This window comes from Delftia sp. HK171, from assembly GCF_001886655.1.
Taxonomy (GTDB): Bacteria; Pseudomonadota; Gammaproteobacteria; order Burkholderiales; family Burkholderiaceae_C; genus Comamonas; species Comamonas acidovorans.
Genome location: NZ_CP018101.1, coordinates 1593968 through 1608935, shown reverse-complemented (window position 1 = coordinate 1608935; position 14968 = coordinate 1593968). Strand labels below are relative to the sequence as shown.

Below are 14968 nucleotides of genomic sequence, written 5' to 3'. Positions count from 1 at the left end.
TCCTCAGAGGCTCACGACCATCGAACTTGCTGCTGTTCAATTTAGATGGATGCATGCCAACCATGGATTCGGGCAAGCCCGTAGCGTTGGGGCTTGTGGGGAAAACGCGCAGCGTGGGTGCGGGACTGATGGCTCTATAGCAGGGGGTGGCGTGGTTGCTTGGTTTGCGGGGGGTGGTGGGGTGTTTTTTCGCGCATTGGGGTGGGTGGGGCATGTCTTTGAGGCGACAGTCATGGGGCGTGTGCCCTCAGAGTGGCTGCCATTCAGGGATGCTTTTTTGTCCCTGCCGGGTGGTTGTTTTTCGAGGCCGGGTTTCGGCCCGGCGGCCCCTCTATGTCAGGATAGTTGTCGCCTCAGCTTCCCTTTGCAAAGCAGGCGGCACCATAGAGCGCAAGATGAAGCAGATCCGTTACACCCCCGAGCAAAAACTCTGGGCACTCGAGCAAATGAAGCCACCGCTGAACCGCACCGTGGTTGAGCTGGCCAAAGAAACCGGCATCACTGCCGTCACCCTGCGCACCTGGCGCGATGCGGCCCGCCAGGAAGGGCAATGCGTGCCCGCTGGCCAGCCCAGGGAGCGCTGGAGCAGCACCAGGAAATTCCAGGCTGTCCTGCAGACAGCGCCGCTCAGCGAAGAGGAGATCGCGACTTACTGCCGAACCAGGGGCATCCTGCCCGAGCAGCTGCAGCAATGGCGCCAAGCCTGCGAGCAGGCCAACGGCGGTGCAGGTCCTGTACATGAACAGGGCCGTGTGATCAGCGCTGACACGCAGCAGCAGTTACGCAATCTCGAGCGGGAACTGCAGCGCAAGACCGAGGCGTTGGCGGAGGCAGCCGCATTGCTGGTTCTCAGAAAAAAAGCGGATGCGATCTGGGGCAAGGACGAGGACGTCTGATCAACACCCAAGATCGCAAACAGGCCATGGAGTTGATCGACGAAGCCATTGGCAGTGGCGCCCGGCAAGGGCCGGCATGTGCTGTGCTGGGCCTGAGTCTTCGGACTATCCAGCGCTGGCGAACCCGGCCCTCGGATGGACGCCCAGGTGCCCGACACGAACAACCCGCCAACAAGCTCAGCGAAGCCGAGCGTCAGGCTGTGCTCGATGCCGCCAACCGTGCCGACTGCGCCAGTCTCACGCCGCACCAGATCGTGCCCAAGCTGGCTGACGAGGGCCTGTACTTGGCCAGCGAATCGACGTTCTACCGCGTGCTCAAGGCCGCTGGCATGAACCGGCGACGGGGACGCAGCAAAGCGCCGGTGGCGCGGCCCTTGACCACGCACAGAGCGGACGCACCCAACCAGTTGTGGTGCTGGGACATCACCTGGATGCCCAGCACCGTCAAAGGCCGCTTCTTCTACTGGTACATGGTCAAGGATGTCTACAGCAGGAAGCTCATCGCCAATGAAGTGCACGAAGCCGAATCCTCGCAGCATGCATCCCAACTGCTGCACAAGGCCTGCCTGCGTGAGCAAACGGCAGGTAGCCCGTTGGTGCTGCACTCAGACAATGGCTCGGTAATGAAGGGCTCGGACCTGCTGATGGCAATGCAGACACTGGGTGTGGTGCCGTCATACAGCCGACCTCGGGTCAGCAACGACAACGCCTACGCCGAGGCCTTGTTCCGCACGGCCAAATACTGTCCGCTGTGGCCCGAGCGCCCGTTCGACAACGTGCGGCAGGCCAGGCAATGGGTGCTGCGCTTTGCAGATTGGTACAACGAAGAGCATCGCCACAGCGCGCTGAAGTATGTAACGCCAGGCCAGCGTCACAGAAGGCAGGACCGGCGGTTGCTGCAGCAACGCATGCAGCTGTACGCGCAGGCCAGAAAGCGCAACCCACAGCGTTGGAGCGCAGGGCCGCGCAACTGGCATCTGCCGGATGAGGTGTACCTCAATCCGGAGCGTGCGCAACATGAGATAAGCAGGCGAGTGGCCTGACGACTGAAGCGACAACTACCTTTACACACGCCGCGCGATAAGAAAGTAGGCAAAGAAACGCGCCCAAATGCCCGCGACCCCTGCGCTTCGCTCCGGGGCAACCTGCGTCGTGGCGGTTGCGGGGTTCGCTGCGGAACTCGCTTTGCGCTTCGCGCGCCGCTCAGACAACCGCAGCGAGTCAGATCACGAAGCAGTCCTGTCCTTCGGCAGGACTGCAACCCCGCAACCACCACGCCGCAGGCGCTGACATACGGGGAGTTTGCCCGGGCCTTCGCTTCGCTCGGCCCCTGGTTTGAAGCCGAACGCAGTGATGGCGCCGGCTGTTGGCTGTTGGCTGTTGGCTGTTGGCTGTTGGCTGTTGGCTGTTGGCTGTTGGCTGTTGGCTGTTGGCTATCCCCGGCCTCCCCCCTTCTGCCCACGCCTGCGTTGGGCGGGATGCGGGGTGGCAAGCCTGCCGAAGGACAGGCTTGCTTCGTCATCTGACTTGCCGCAGTTGTTTGAGCGAAGCGCGCCAGCGCGCAGCGAGTTCTGCGGCACACCCCGCATCCCGCCCAACGCAGGTCGCCCGCAGCGAAGCGAAGGGTCGTGGGCAGTTTGGGGCGCGCTTCTTTGCCCCGCTTTCTTGTCGCGCGACAAGAAAGCGGGTCGGCCGCCGGGCCGAAACCCGGCCTCGAAAAACAACCACCCGGCAGGGGCAGGCTATGGACCCCATAAAAGAAAAGCGCCACCAGCATCCCTGCCAGCAGCGCCTTCATCAGTCAATCATCAGACCAAAATCAGCGAACGGTATCGCCCAAAACAAGCCCTTCACGGCGTGGATCAGCCCCACCTTCCAGCTGCGCCTGCCCATTGCGCTGCACCCGCAAGATGGTGCCGATGCCGCTGGACTGCGCACTGATGGACACCACATGGCCCAGGGCACGCAGGCCGCTGACCAGCGGATCGTCGTTGCCGCCATTGGCCGTGTTGATGTTGGGGTGCTCGCCGCCCACGTTGGTGGTCGGGCTGTTGGCCGCGCCGAAGTCCACCATCGATGTGGCCTGCTGGGCATCCAGACCCCAGTCCAGCGCGCCGACCAGGGTCTTGGTCACGTACTGGATGATGGTGCTGCCGCCCGGCGAGCCGGTGGCCATCTTGAAGTCGCCGGCGGTGCCGTCGGTCTTCAGGTCGAACACCAGCGTGGGCGCCATGGAGCTGCGCGGGCGCTTGCCGGGCTGAACGCGGTTGGCGACCGGGCCTTCGGTGGTGCTGGGGATGGCAGCGAAGTCGGTCAGCTGGTTGTTGAGCACAAAGCCGCGCGTGACGTGGAAGGAGCCCATGCTGGACTCCACCGTGGTCGTCATGCTCAGTGCGTTGCCCTTGGCATCGACGATGCTCATGTGCGTGGTGCCGGCCTCCTTGACATCGACCACTCCCTGCGAAGGCGTGCCGAAGTTGCCTGCCTGGGCCGTGCCCATGCTCTTGGTCGTGGAGATGAGGGCGGCGCGCTGGCGCAGGTAGCTCTTGTCCAGCATCAGCGCCGGCGAGCCGCCGGGCAGGGGCACGAAGTCGGTGTCGGCCACGTACTTGTCACGGTCGGCATAGGCCAGGCGCAGGGCTTCGCTGACCAGGTGCACGCCCATCACCGAGGGCTTGCCGCCCTCGCCATCGATGGCAGTGGGCGCATAGGCCTTGAGGTCGAAGTTCTCCAGAATGCCCATGGCCTGTGCCACGGCGATGCCGCCGGACGACGGCGGCGGCATGCTGCAGACCATGTAGCGCGCGCGGTAGGTGGTGCAGACGGCCTCGCGGCGCTTGGCCTCGTAGCTGGCCAGATCCTGCAGCGTGGTCTTGCCGGGGGTGATGGGGGCGCCGTCCGAGACGGTCTGCGTCACGCCCACCTTGCTGACGATGGCCTGGGCCAGGTCGCCACGGTAGAAGGCATCGGCACCGCCATTGGCGATGCTGCGCAGCGTGTCGGCATAGGGCTGGTTGACGAACTTGGCGCCCAGCGCCAGCGGCTTGCCCTGGGCATCGAAGTAGAGCTTGGCGGCATCGGCGTCTCGCGCCAGTTCTACCTTGGAGCCGTCCAGCGCCGCAGCCATGCGGCCGCTGATGGGAAAGCCCTTGCTGGCCAGGTCGATGCCCGAATTGAACAGCTGGGGCCACGCGGTCTTGCCGTAGTCCTTGTGCGCGAGTTCCAGCATGCGCACCACGCCTGGCGTGCCGATGGAGCGGCCGCTGGCGCGCGCCGAGGGCTTGGGCGCGGTCTGGTCGGCGGTGTCGTCCACGTAGCGCAGGTAGTTTTCGGTGGCGGCGGCCGGCGCGGTCTCGCGGCCGTCATAGGCCACGACCTTGCCCGTGGCTGCATCGCGGTAGAGCATGAAGGCGCCACCGCCGATGCCGCTGGACTGCGGCTCCACCAGGCCCAGCACCATCTGCACGGCCACGGCCGCATCCACGGCCGAGCCGCCGGACTTGAGCACCTCGCAACCCGCCTTGGACGCCAGCGGGTTGGCCGTGACCACCATGTACTTGGAGGTGTGCAGGGCCTTCTTGCCGAGGCGGTAGCCCGACGAGGGTTCGGGTGCGGCCGGATCACCGGGCAGGCCCGAGCCCACGACCACGCTGCCATCGCCCGAGGTGATGGCACAGGCGGCCAGGTCGTCCTGGCCCGATCCGCCATTGCCACCGCCTCCGCACGATGCGAGGAACAGCGGCGTGGCGGCCGCAAGGCCGATCCACTGCCATGCAGGCAGGCGTTGCCTGGAAGGGGGTTGCTTCATGAAATGTCTCCTTGTGGTGCGTGGAATGCGTTGATCTTGTTCACCTGGGGCAGCACCCGCCCGCAGGCTTGCCGCGAGCTTACATCCGTTCCACCACCACTTCGCGCAGATGCAGCCACCCCATCAGAGCGGGACTGAAGGACCCCGCTCGCGGATGGCCGGCCCTGCATGCAAGGTCCGTGCCCGGATCGGGACGACACCAGCACCAGAAATATCTGGCGGAAAATCCGAACCCGAGCACACCCCAAGGCTGTGCGGCCCGCAGCCTGTGCGGTCGCCCACTTTGGCTTACCATCGCCGGCCCTCTGCTTGATAGGTACAAGCCATGATCCGCGTCTCTGAACTGAAACTGCCCCTGTCGGCGGTGCAATACCACCCCGACAGCCACACCGAATATCTGCCCCTGGAGCCGCTGCGCGCCCTGGCTGCGCGCCAGCTGGGCATTGCCGAGGAGGCCATTGCCTCCGTGCACGTGCACAAGCGCAGCTTCGATGCGCGCAAGGCCGAGCTGCTGGCCGTCTACATCGTCGACCTGACGCTGGCCGACGAGAGCCAGGAAGCCGCGCTGCTGGAGCAGTTCTCCAGCCATGCCCATGTGAACCCCACGCCCGACATGCGCTGGCATGCCGTGGGCCAGGCGCCTGCCGATCTGGCGCGCCGGCCCGTGGTGGTGGGCTTCGGGCCCTGCGGCATCTTTGCGGCCCTGGTGCTGGCACAGATGGGCTTCAGACCCATCGTGATTGAGCGCGGCCGCTCGGTGCGCGAGCGCACCCAGGACACCTGGGGCCTGTGGCGCAAGCGCGAGCTGGTGCCCGAGTCCAATGTGCAGTTCGGCGAAGGCGGCGCAGGCACCTTCTCCGACGGCAAGCTCTACAGCCAGATCAAGGACCCGCGCCACCTGGGCCGCAAGGTGATGCAGGAATTCGTCACCCACGGCGCACCGCCCGAGATCCTCTATGCCGCGCACCCGCACATCGGCACCTTCAAGCTGGTGAAGGTCGTCGAGGGCATCCGCGAGGAAATCATCCGCCTGGGCGGCGAGATCCGCTTCGGCCAGCGCGTGTGTGACATGCGCATCGAGGGCGAGGGCGAGGACCGCCATCTCACCGCCCTGGAGGTGCTGGACCAGGACAGCGGCGAGCGCCAGTGGCTGGAGACCGACCATGCCGTGATGGCCCTGGGCCACAGCTCGCGCGACACCTTCGCCATGTTCTACGAACGCGGCGTGCACATGGAGGCCAAGCCGTTCTCGGTGGGCTTTCGCATCGAGCATCCGCAGGGCCTGATCGACCGGGCGCGCTGGGGCAGGCATGCCGGCCACCCGCTGCTGGGCGCGGCCGACTACAAGCTGGTGCACCACGCCAGCAACGGGCGCGCGGTCTACAGCTTTTGCATGTGCCCGGGCGGCACCGTGGTGGCGGCCACCAGCGAGCCCGAGCGCGTGGTCACCAACGGCATGAGCCAGTACTCGCGCGCCGAGCGCAATGCCAACGCGGGCATGGTCTGCGCCATCGACCCCTCCGACTATCCGCGCGATGCCAAGAGCTTTGCCTGGGCCTTCGACGGCAAGACCCATGGCGTGGAAGACCTCAAGGACGGCGAGCTGCACCCGCTGTCGGGCATCGTGCTGCAGCGCCAGCTGGAGACCAAGGCCTACCTGCTGGGCGGACGCAACTACAACGCGCCGGGCCAGCTGGTGGGCGACTTCATCGCGGGCAAGGAATCGGCCGCGCTGGGCGAGGTCGAGCCCTCCTACCAGCCCGGCATCACGCTGACCAACCTGCACCACGTGCTGCCGGCCTACGCCATCGAGGCCATGCGCGAGGCGCTGCCCGCCTTCGGCAAGAAGATCCGCGGCTACGACATGCACGACGCCGTGCTCACCGGCGTGGAAACGCGCACCTCCTCGCCCGTGAAGATCGAGCGCGGCGCGGACTTCCACAGCCTGAACACGCGCGGCCTGTACCCGGCCGGCGAAGGCGCCAGCTACGCGGGCGGCATCCTGTCGGCCGGCGTGGACGGCGTCAAGGTGGGCGAGGCCGTGGCCTGCGCCATCCTCGGGCTGCCCCTGCCCTCGTCGGGCGCACGCGGCTCCGGTGGCGCAGCATGACACCGCGTCCGCACCGTTTCGCCGCCCCCTCGCGCACCCAGCTGCTGGCCGCCATTGCGGCCATGGGCGTGGTGGTGCTGTCGTCCAACATCCTGGTGCAGTACGCCATCAACGACTGGCTGACCTGGGGTGCCATCACCTATCCGTTCGCCTTCCTGGTGAGCGAGCTGGTCAACCGCAGCTTCGGCCCGCAGCAGGCCCGGCGCGTGGCCTGGGTGGGCTTTGCCGTGGCCGTTGCCGCCTCGCTGGTGCTGGCGCCGCCGCGCATCGCGCTGGCCTCGGGCGCGGCCTTCATTGCCTCGCAGTGGCTGGACATCGGCGTGTTCCACCGCCTGCGTGCAGGCCGCTGGTGGCGTGCACCCCTGGTGGCCACGCTGCTGGCCGCCTGCCTGGACACCTTCCTGTTCTGGAGCATCGCCTTCGCAGGCGCCGCCGAGCCCTGGGTGACCTGGGCCCTGGGCGACCTGGGCGTCAAGCTGGTGCTGGGCGTGGCGCTGCTGCTGCCCTTCCGGCTAGCCATCGCCCGGTGGTGGAAAGGCCCATCGGCAATCGCTAGCGCCAAATAAAGCCGACGCGGTTCGCACGGACTCGATCTCAAGCCAGGGGTACCGAGCAAGGGCCTACGCCGGCCGCGCCGCCCCGCAGCGAGGGTGCCGTCCCCCTCCCGCGCGGCGAGAGAGGGGACGCCGTGCAACGGGAAGCGGCGTCCGCCGCTCCGGGGAGTCCAATAACTATGGGTTGCGCTGCAGGTAGTCCACGGCCAGCGCGGCCAGTGAACGCGCGCCCGTGGGCAGTTGCTTCTCGTCGATGTCGAACAGCGGCGAGTGGTTGGACGGTGCCTTGGCAAAGTCCTGGCCTGCCGGCGGCGCGCCCAGGAAGTAGAAGAAGCCCGGCACCACCTTCTGGAATTCCGAGAAATCCTCGGAGCCGCTGACCTTGGGAATCACCATGGCCTTGCCGCCCATGGCCAGCTTGAGCGCGGGCAGCGAGGCTTCGGTCAGCGCGGCGGGGTTGGTGGTCACCGGATAGGCCACGGGACCGAAACGCACCTTGGCCTTGGCGCCGCTGGAGGCCGCGATCTGCTCGGCCGTGGCGGTGATGCGCTTGTGCGCCTCCTGGCGCATGTCCTCGTCGAAGGTGCGCAGCGTGCCCTGCATCTCCACGTTGTCCGGGATGATGTTGTAGCGCGTGCCGCCCTGGATGGAGCCGATCGTCAGCACGGCCGGCTCCAGGCTGATGTTGAGCTGGCGGCTGACCACGGTCTGCAGGCCCAGCACCACCTGGCTGGCCGCGACGATGGGATCGACCGCATTCCACGGCGACGAGCCATGGCCGCCCCGGCCCTCGACCTGGATGCTCAGGCTGTCCGAACCCGCCATCAGCGGCCCGCTGCGATAGCCCACCATGCCCGAGGGCAGGTTGGCCGTGATGTGCAGGCCGTAGATGGCCTGCACGTCCTTGAGCACGCCGGCCTCCACCATGGCCTTGGCGCCGAAGCTGGGCACATGGCCGTGGGCATCGGCCTCCACCGGGGCGCCTTCCTCGGCGGGCTGGAAGATGAACTTCACCGTGCCGGGCAGCTTCGCGCGCATGCCGGCCAGCGCCTCGGCCGCGCCCATGAGCATGGCCACGTGGGCATCGTGCCCGCAGGCATGCATGACCGAAACCTCCTTGCCCATGTACTGGGCCTTGGCCTTGGAGGCAAAGGGCAGGCCGGTCTTCTCGGCCACGGGCAGCGCATCCATGTCGGCACGCAGCGCCACGGTCTTGCCCGGCTGGCCGCCGCGCAGCACGCCCACCACGCCCGTGCCGCCCACGCCGGTCTGCACCTCCATGCCCAGGCGGCGCAGGTGATCGGCCACCAGCTTGGCCGTGCGTTCTTCCTGCCCCGACAGTTCAGGGTGCTGGTGGATGTCGCGGCGCCAATCCACCATCTTGGGCGCCAGCGGCTGGATGGCGGCATCCAGGGCCGCCAGGCCCTGTGCATCGAGCCCCTGGGCGCTGGCCGCCAGTGGCAGGCCGCAGGCCAGCAGCCCGGCCAGGGCGATGGAGCGCAGGCCTGTGCGCGGGAAGGAGGAAGGCTTTGTCTCGGCGCTGGTGTGGAGCATCTTCGTGGTCCTGGAAAGTGGCACAAGCAGCCATGCTAAAAGTGAAGCACGTATGACGGGCACGTCAAAATCGCCATTCGAGGAGCCAGAACCGCCATGCCCCGAGCCTTCATCATCGAGCTGCCCTGCCTGGAGCACAGCGCCATCGGCCATGCCGCGCACCTGGTGGAGATGCTGCGCAGCGCCAACCTGGTCGCCAGCCTGCGCCTGGGCCGGCGCGCACCGCGCTTTGGCTGGCGCTGGGTCGACGGCCAGGGCCGTCCCCTGCCTGCCATGCCGCATGCGGCCGAAGGCGCGGCAGCCGAGGGACCCGCGCAGGCCGTCTTCGTGAGCGCGCTGCACTGCCCCGACATTCCCTCCATCCGCGACATCGTCGCCGCGCATCCTGCCCTCACCCGGCGCATCACCACGGCCTTCGACCAGGGCCTGGCCGTATGCACGCTGGGCAGCGCCGCCTGGTTTGCGGCAGCGGGCGGCCGCTGCCAGGGCCGGCTTGTGGCCCTGCCCTGGTATTTCATGGGTGGCTTCGGCCTGGACTTCCCGGGCATCGAACTGGCCGAGGGCCAGCCCTTCGTGGACGACAGGCCCTGGCTCAGCGCCTCCCACCCCGAAGCCCTGGCCCCCATGGCCGTCGCGCTCACACGCCATGCCTTCGGCGACGACCTGGCCGCAGCGCTGGCCGCCGTGCTGCAGCCCGATGCCCAGCGTGAACGCGCCACCCGCGCCGCCCTGCAGGACCGCCGCATTCCCGCCACACGCAACAGCGTGCTGGCCCACGCCATCGCCTGGCTGGAGGCGCGCGTGGAGCAGCCCTATGACCTGCAGGCCCTCGCGGACGCGGCATCCACCAGCCCGCGCACCCTGCTGCGCCACTTCCAGCAGGAACTGGGCCACAGCCCGCTGGACCACCTGCACCGCCTGCGCTGCGCGCGGGCCCGGGTGCTGCTGGAGATCACGCTGGAGAGCGTGCCGTCCGTGGCGCTGGCCTGCGGGTATGGGGATGCCTCTGCCTTTCGGCGGGTGTTCTTGCGGTATGTGGGGATGGCGCCTGCGGCCTATCGGGAAAGGCATGCGCTGAGGGCGCCGAGGAGGCGGTGGAGGGTGGGGGCTGCTTGATTGTTTTTGCCCCTGCCGGGGGGGTTCTTTTCGAGGCCGGGTCTCGGCCCGGCAGCCGACTGCCCTTTCTTGATTCGCCAAGAAAGGTCAGATCAAAGAAGGCGACCCGGATGTCCGCGACCCTCCGCTTCGCTGCGGGCAACCTGCGTCGTGGCGGTTGCGGGGTTCGCTGCGGAACTCGCTGCGTTCACTGCGTGAACTCCGCAACCGCCACGCCGCAGGCGCTGACATACGGGGAGTTGGAACGGGCCTTCGCTTCGCTCGGCCCCGGTTTGAAGCCGAGCGGAGCGATGGCGCCGGCTGTTGGCTGTTCCCCAACCTCCCCCCTTCTGCCCACGCCTGCGTTGGGCGGGATGCGGGGTGGCAAGCCTGCCGAAGGACAGGCTTGCTTCGTTATCTGACTCGCCGTGATTGTTTGAACGTAGCGCGCAGCGCGAAGTGAGTTTCACGGCGAACCCCGCAGCCGCCACGACGCAGGTTGCCCCGCAGCGAAGCGAAGGGGTCGCGGACATCCGGGTTGTACGTGTCAAGGACATGGGTAACAACTCAGCTCACAGACATGGGTAACACTTCAAGCTCACATAGTCCTTCTGGGGTCCTCGCACATCCTCTTCGTTGAAGCAGCCCAGTCGCACCGGCCCCAGATACACATCCCACTGGCCAGCGGCCACCTCCTGCATCCCGATCCACTGCCCCGCCAGCAGGTAGCCGATGTAGACCCGCAGCGCTCGCCAGTAAATCAGGCCGTTGTGGCTGACTCGAACTCTTTCCCAATGCTTCGGGTACTGCAGCTCGGGTAGCTTTGAGGGGTATGGCCTGGTCGAGTCGCTGTAATGCTGGGCCGGCATGCTTTGCTGCAAGGCCTCATGCGGGCGCTGCTGGTTGTAGTGCTCCACAAAGGCATCGAGCTGCATCTGCAATGCCGCTTTGTCCGCCGCAGGCTCTTTGCCCAGGGCATGCTTGAGCGTGCGGTGCATCCGCTCGTGGCGACCGTTTTGCTGTGGCTTGCCCCTCTCGATGCGCTCCGGCCTGATGCCCAGCCTTATCCACCATATCGCCAGGCGTGACAGGCCCGCCACGCCAGTAGTCGCGAATGGCGGACCGTTGTCACTGCGTATGCGCTCGGGCAGTCCGTATTGCCGAAACACCTGTTCGAAGCTGCGTTTGGCATCCTCGTAGTTGGGGCTGTCGTAGACATGTACGGCCAGCAAATAGCGGCTGGCGTGGTCCATGATGGTCAATGGATAGCACCAGTGACCATCGGCTGTCTTGAACTGGCCTTTGTAGTCTGCACTCCATTGGGCTGCTTGCTCGTTCGCAAGGGCTGGGCCGTAGGCACCGAGCGTCTGCGTACACGCCTGCTGCAAACAAGCCCCTCAGCCTTCAGCACGTTGTAGATGGTGGTTTTGCTGGGTGTCTCCTGTGGGCCCCAACGCTGCAGGAGCAAAGCGTGCAGCTTCTTGGGCCCCATCTGTGACCTTTGCTGCGTGCGCAACTCAATGATGGCCCGGCGCTGTGCATAGCTGATCGCCTGATTGTTCCCGTGGGGCCTGCGACTGCGCTCTTGCAATCCATCCATGCCCAGTTGGCGGTAACGCTCAACCCACTTGTAGGCCGTCTTGCGGCTGATGCCGTAGCGCCTGCACAGCTCGCTCAGCGGCACGCCACTGCGCAGATGGTCGGCTATGAAGACCAGTTTCTCGTCCATGGGTGCGCACTCCTTCCAGGGCATGGTGATCGCTCCTTGGCTGCTGTTGGCTCCAGCTGCCAAGCTTGGATCTGTTACCCATGTCCTTGTACTGATGTGTCACCTATGAGTGTGAGTCGTACCGGGGCGCGCTTCTTTGCCCCGCTTTCTTGTCGCGCGACAAGAAAGCGGGTCGGCCGCCGGGCCGAAACCCGGCCTCGAAAAACAACCACCCGGCAGGGGCAAAGACAGAAAAACAGACCGACGAACAAAAGGATCAACGGACCAGCAAAACCTAGTCCACCGTCACCTTCGCCTCCCGAATCACCCTCCCCCACTTCTCCGTCTCGGCAGCAATGAACCGATCGCACTCCTCAGGCGTGGACCCCTCCGCAAACGTCCCCATCACCTGCTCCAGCCGCTGCGACACCTCGGCACTGCGGATGATGCGCGACACCTCGGCGGACATGCGCTGCACGATCTCGCGCGGCACGCCGGCCGGCGCGATCATGGCCGCCCAGGTGCTGCCCAGCAGGCCGTCGTAGCCCTGCTCCACGAAGGTGGGCACGTCGGGCAGCGCGGCCAGGCGCTTGTCGCTGGCCACGCCGATGAGGCGGATGCGGCCCGCCTTGGCGGGCTGGATGAGGTTGGGCGGCGGGTCCAGGAACAGCGGGATCTGGCCGCCCATGAGGTCGGCCAGCGCAGGCGCGGCGCCCTTGTAGGGCACGTGGACCATGTCCGTCCTGGTGAGCAGCTTCATCAGCTCGGTGGTCAGGTGGGCGCTGGAGCCGCTGCCCGAGGAGCCGAAGCCCACCTTGCCGGGATTGGCCTTGGCATAGGCGATCAGCTCGGGCGTGGTCTTGAAGGGCGCGTTCATGGCCACGGCAGCGACCAGGGGCGAGACGCCCATGAGCGAGACGCCGACCAGGTCCTTCTTCGGGTTGTAGGGCAGCTTGGGATAGAGCGTGGTGTTGGCCGCATAGGCCGCGATGACCACGCCGAAGGTGTGCCCGTCCGGCGCGGCCTTGGCGATCTGGTCCACGCCGATGATGCTGTTGGCGCCGGGCTTGTTCTCCACGATGACGGGCTGGCCCAGGGCCTTTTGCAGGCCGACCTGCAGCAGGCGCGCCATCTGGTCGGTGAAGCCGCCTGCCGTGTACGGAACGATGATGCGGATGGGCTTGGAGGGCCAGGGGCTCTGGGCCCAGGCCGAGGGGGCTAGCACGGTGGTGGCTGCTGCAGTGGTGGCTGCTGCAGCGGCGGCAGCGGTCGATTGCAAAAAGCCGCGGCGGGAAGTCGAAGGCATGGTGTCTCTGGGTTCTTCTAAGGGAAAAAAACGCCGCGCAACAGCGCGGCGTTTGGTGGAAAACAAGGCTCAATACCCCCGCGCCACATCCACAAGGTTGAGCAGCGGCTCGCCCGCGCGCAGGCGGCGCAGGTTCTCCAGGCACTGGCGCGCCACGGTGTCGGCCGAGGCCTGGGCCGCGATGTGCGGCGTGACGAAGGCCTTGGGATGGCCCCAGACCTTGTTGCCGGGCTGGGGCGGCTCGTCGCGCAGCACGTCCAGCGCGGCGCCTGCCAGGTGGTCTTCGTCGAGCAGGGCCAGCAGGTCGTCTTCCACCACCTGTTCGCCGCGCCCCACGTTGATGAAGTAGGCGCCACGCGGCAGCAGGGACAGGGTTCTGCGGTCCAGCAGGTCGCGCGTCTCGGGCGTGAGCGGCAAGGCGCAGACCAGGATGTCGCTGGTGGACAGCAGTTGCTTCAGACCTTCGGCACCGCTGTGCGTGGCCAGGCCTGCAATGCTCTTGGCGCTGCGGCTCCAGCCTGCGACGGGGTAGCCGATGGCCTGCATGGCGCCGGCCACGAAGCGGCCGACCTCGCCCAGGCCCAGGATGCCCACGCGGCAGTCTGCACTGGCGCGCACGGGGCGGCGCAGCCAGTCGCCGGCCTGCTGCTGGCGCGCGAACAGGTCCAGCTCGCGCGTGTGGCGCAGCGCGGTGCCGACCACGTACTGGGCGATCTCCACATGCTGCTGCGGATCGACCGTGCGCGCCACGGGCAGGCCGGCCGGCAGGTCGGGCACGGCCAGCAGCTTGTCCACGCCCGCGCTGGGCGCGCACAGCAGCTTCAGGCCCGGATAGGCCGGCAGCACGCCCGGCTTGAGGCTCCAGGCGAGCATGGCCTCGACCGCGTCGGCCGGCGCCTCTTCGCGGTGGCCCCAGACCTGCACGCCGGGCGCCAGCGCGCGCAGCGAATCGACGATGGGCGCGCCCATGCTCGGGTGGATATTGACCAGAATTCCCATTGATTTCTCCATGAATCTGAGCACTGTTCGCTGCCTGCGAAACAGCAACAGCCCAAGCGCGGGACACCAAGCAAGGGCCGCCCCGCAGCGAGGGTGTCGTCCCCCTCCCGCGAAGCGAGAGAGGGGGAAGGCGCGCAGCGACTCAGGGGGTGTTAGTCCTTATAACTTGGATCGATTCGATCAAGACGGCGCAGCAGGCCGGGCCAGGCCAGGCCTGCGCCCTTGCCCTTGGTGACCTGGCGCGACTGGTTGACCGCGTCGGCAATGATGTCCTGCGGGATGCGCGTGAGCTCGCCGCCGCCCGACTGCGCCAGGATCTGGATGCGGCAGGCCGACTCCAGCGTGTACATGGCCAGCACGGCCTCGGCCACGTTGCGGCCGCAGGTCAGCAGGCCGTGGTTGCGCAGGATGAGGAAGTTGCTGGCGCCCAGGTCATCGACCAGGCGCGGCTTCTCGTCGTCACGCAGGGCCACGCCTTCGTAGTCGTGGTAGGCCAGGCGCGCCAGCGGGAAGATGGACTGCTGGGAGATGGGCAGCAGCCCCCCTTCTGCGCCGAGACGGCCACGCCGTAGCGCGTGTGCGTGTGCAGCACGCACTGCACCTCGGGACGGCCGTCGTGGATGGCGCTGTGGATGACGAAGCCGGCCGGGTTGACGTCGTATTCGGTCTCCATCAGCGGCCGGCCTTCGTGATCGACCTTGACCAGGCTGGACGCGGTGATCTCGTCGAACAGCATGCCGTAGGGGTTGATCAGGAACTGGTCGGGCTGGCCCGGCACGCGCGCCGAGATGTGGGTGAAGATCAGGTCGTCCCAGCCGAAGTGGGCGACCAGCCGGTAGGCGGCGGCCAGCTCGATGCGGGTCTGCCATTCCTCGGCCGTCACCTGGCGGCGGACCTCGGACATCGTGGTGTCGTTGCTCATGGGGTGTACCTCTTGG

Annotated in this window: 8 protein-coding genes and 2 pseudogenes; 4 read left to right on the top strand and 6 right to left on the bottom strand. The window is 67.0% G+C overall.

The annotated features are described in order from the left end of the window. The first annotated feature begins 395 nt into the window (after window positions 1–395). Window positions 396–1939, top strand: a protein-coding gene (locus BO996_RS07270; RefSeq protein ID WP_232240478.1) for an IS3 family transposase whose coding sequence is annotated in 2 segments (ribosomal slippage) — window positions 396–864 and window positions 864–1939 — 1545 coding nt in all. Because the reading frame shifts where the segments join, the coding sequence is not laid out codon by codon here. Between the two features lie 776 nt (window positions 1940–2715). Here BO996_RS07270 and ggt read toward each other — a convergent pair. Further along, window positions 2716–4704 carry a gamma-glutamyltransferase gene (gene ggt, locus BO996_RS07265; protein ID WP_071954395.1) on the bottom strand — a complete coding sequence of 663 codons (1989 nt, stop codon included), beginning with the start codon at window positions 4702–4704 and terminating at the stop codon, window positions 2716–2718. Window positions 4705–5029: 325 nt separating this feature from the next. Here ggt and BO996_RS07260 point away from each other — a divergent pair, with 325 nt between their 5' ends. Both BO996_RS07260 and BO996_RS07255 read left to right on the top strand, forming a co-directional pair. Further along, window positions 5030–6814, top strand: a complete 1785-nt coding sequence (locus BO996_RS07260) for an NAD(P)/FAD-dependent oxidoreductase (protein ID WP_071954394.1) — start codon at window positions 5030–5032, stop codon at window positions 6812–6814. Then, window positions 6811–7380, top strand: a complete 570-nt coding sequence (locus tag BO996_RS07255; protein ID WP_034390445.1) for a VUT family protein — start codon at window positions 6811–6813, stop codon at window positions 7378–7380. The genes BO996_RS07260 and BO996_RS07255 overlap by 4 nt, the downstream gene beginning before the upstream one ends. A 165-nt stretch (window positions 7381–7545) precedes the next feature. On the opposite strand, the gene BO996_RS07250 is transcribed toward BO996_RS07255, so the two are convergent. Further along, window positions 7546–8922 carry an amidohydrolase gene (locus BO996_RS07250; protein ID WP_071954393.1) on the bottom strand — a complete coding sequence of 459 codons (1377 nt, stop codon included), beginning with the start codon at window positions 8920–8922 and terminating at the stop codon, window positions 7546–7548. Between the two features lie 96 nt (window positions 8923–9018). Here BO996_RS07250 and BO996_RS07245 point away from each other — a divergent pair, with 96 nt between their 5' ends. Next, on the top strand, window positions 9019–10038 hold the full coding sequence (locus BO996_RS07245; protein WP_071954392.1) for a GlxA family transcriptional regulator: 1020 nt from the start codon (window positions 9019–9021) through the stop codon (window positions 10036–10038). 551 nt (window positions 10039–10589) lie between these two features. Here the strand turns inward: BO996_RS07245 and BO996_RS30030 are convergent. The 4 genes and pseudogenes from BO996_RS30030 to BO996_RS07225 form a co-directional block, all read right to left on the bottom strand. Next, window positions 10590–11770 (bottom strand): annotated as a pseudogene (locus BO996_RS30030) (integrase core domain-containing protein). Between the two features lie 250 nt (window positions 11771–12020). Further along, complete coding sequence (locus BO996_RS07235) at window positions 12021–13031, bottom strand: tripartite tricarboxylate transporter substrate binding protein (protein ID WP_071954391.1); 1011 nt, start codon at window positions 13029–13031, stop codon at window positions 12021–12023. A gap of 69 nt (window positions 13032–13100) precedes the next feature. Continuing rightward, window positions 13101–14030 carry a 2-hydroxyacid dehydrogenase gene (locus BO996_RS07230; protein ID WP_047217427.1) on the bottom strand — a complete coding sequence of 310 codons (930 nt, stop codon included), beginning with the start codon at window positions 14028–14030 and terminating at the stop codon, window positions 13101–13103. Between the two features lie 152 nt (window positions 14031–14182). Next, window positions 14183–14952, bottom strand: a pseudogene (locus BO996_RS07225) (class II aldolase/adducin family protein). Window positions 14953–14968 lie beyond the last annotated feature (16 nt).

Excerpts from the sequence above, each read along its gene's own strand:
- BO996_RS07255 (WP_034390445.1), top strand. The coding sequence starts at position 6,811 with ATGACACCGCGTCCGCACCGTTTCGCCGCCCCCTCGCGCACCCAGCTG.
- BO996_RS07250 (WP_071954393.1), bottom strand. The coding sequence starts at position 8,922 with ATGCTCCACACCAGCGCCGAGACAAAGCCTTCCTCCTTCCCGCGCACA.
- BO996_RS07260 (WP_071954394.1), top strand. The coding sequence starts at position 5,030 with ATGATCCGCGTCTCTGAACTGAAACTGCCCCTGTCGGCGGTGCAATAC.
- BO996_RS07235 (WP_071954391.1), bottom strand. The coding sequence starts at position 13,031 with ATGCCTTCGACTTCCCGCCGCGGCTTTTTGCAATCGACCGCTGCCGCC.
- BO996_RS07245 (WP_071954392.1), top strand. The coding sequence starts at position 9,019 with ATGCCCCGAGCCTTCATCATCGAGCTGCCCTGCCTGGAGCACAGCGCC.
- BO996_RS07230 (WP_047217427.1), bottom strand. The coding sequence starts at position 14,030 with ATGGGAATTCTGGTCAATATCCACCCGAGCATGGGCGCGCCCATCGTC.
- ggt (WP_071954395.1), bottom strand. The coding sequence starts at position 4,704 with ATGAAGCAACCCCCTTCCAGGCAACGCCTGCCTGCATGGCAGTGGATC.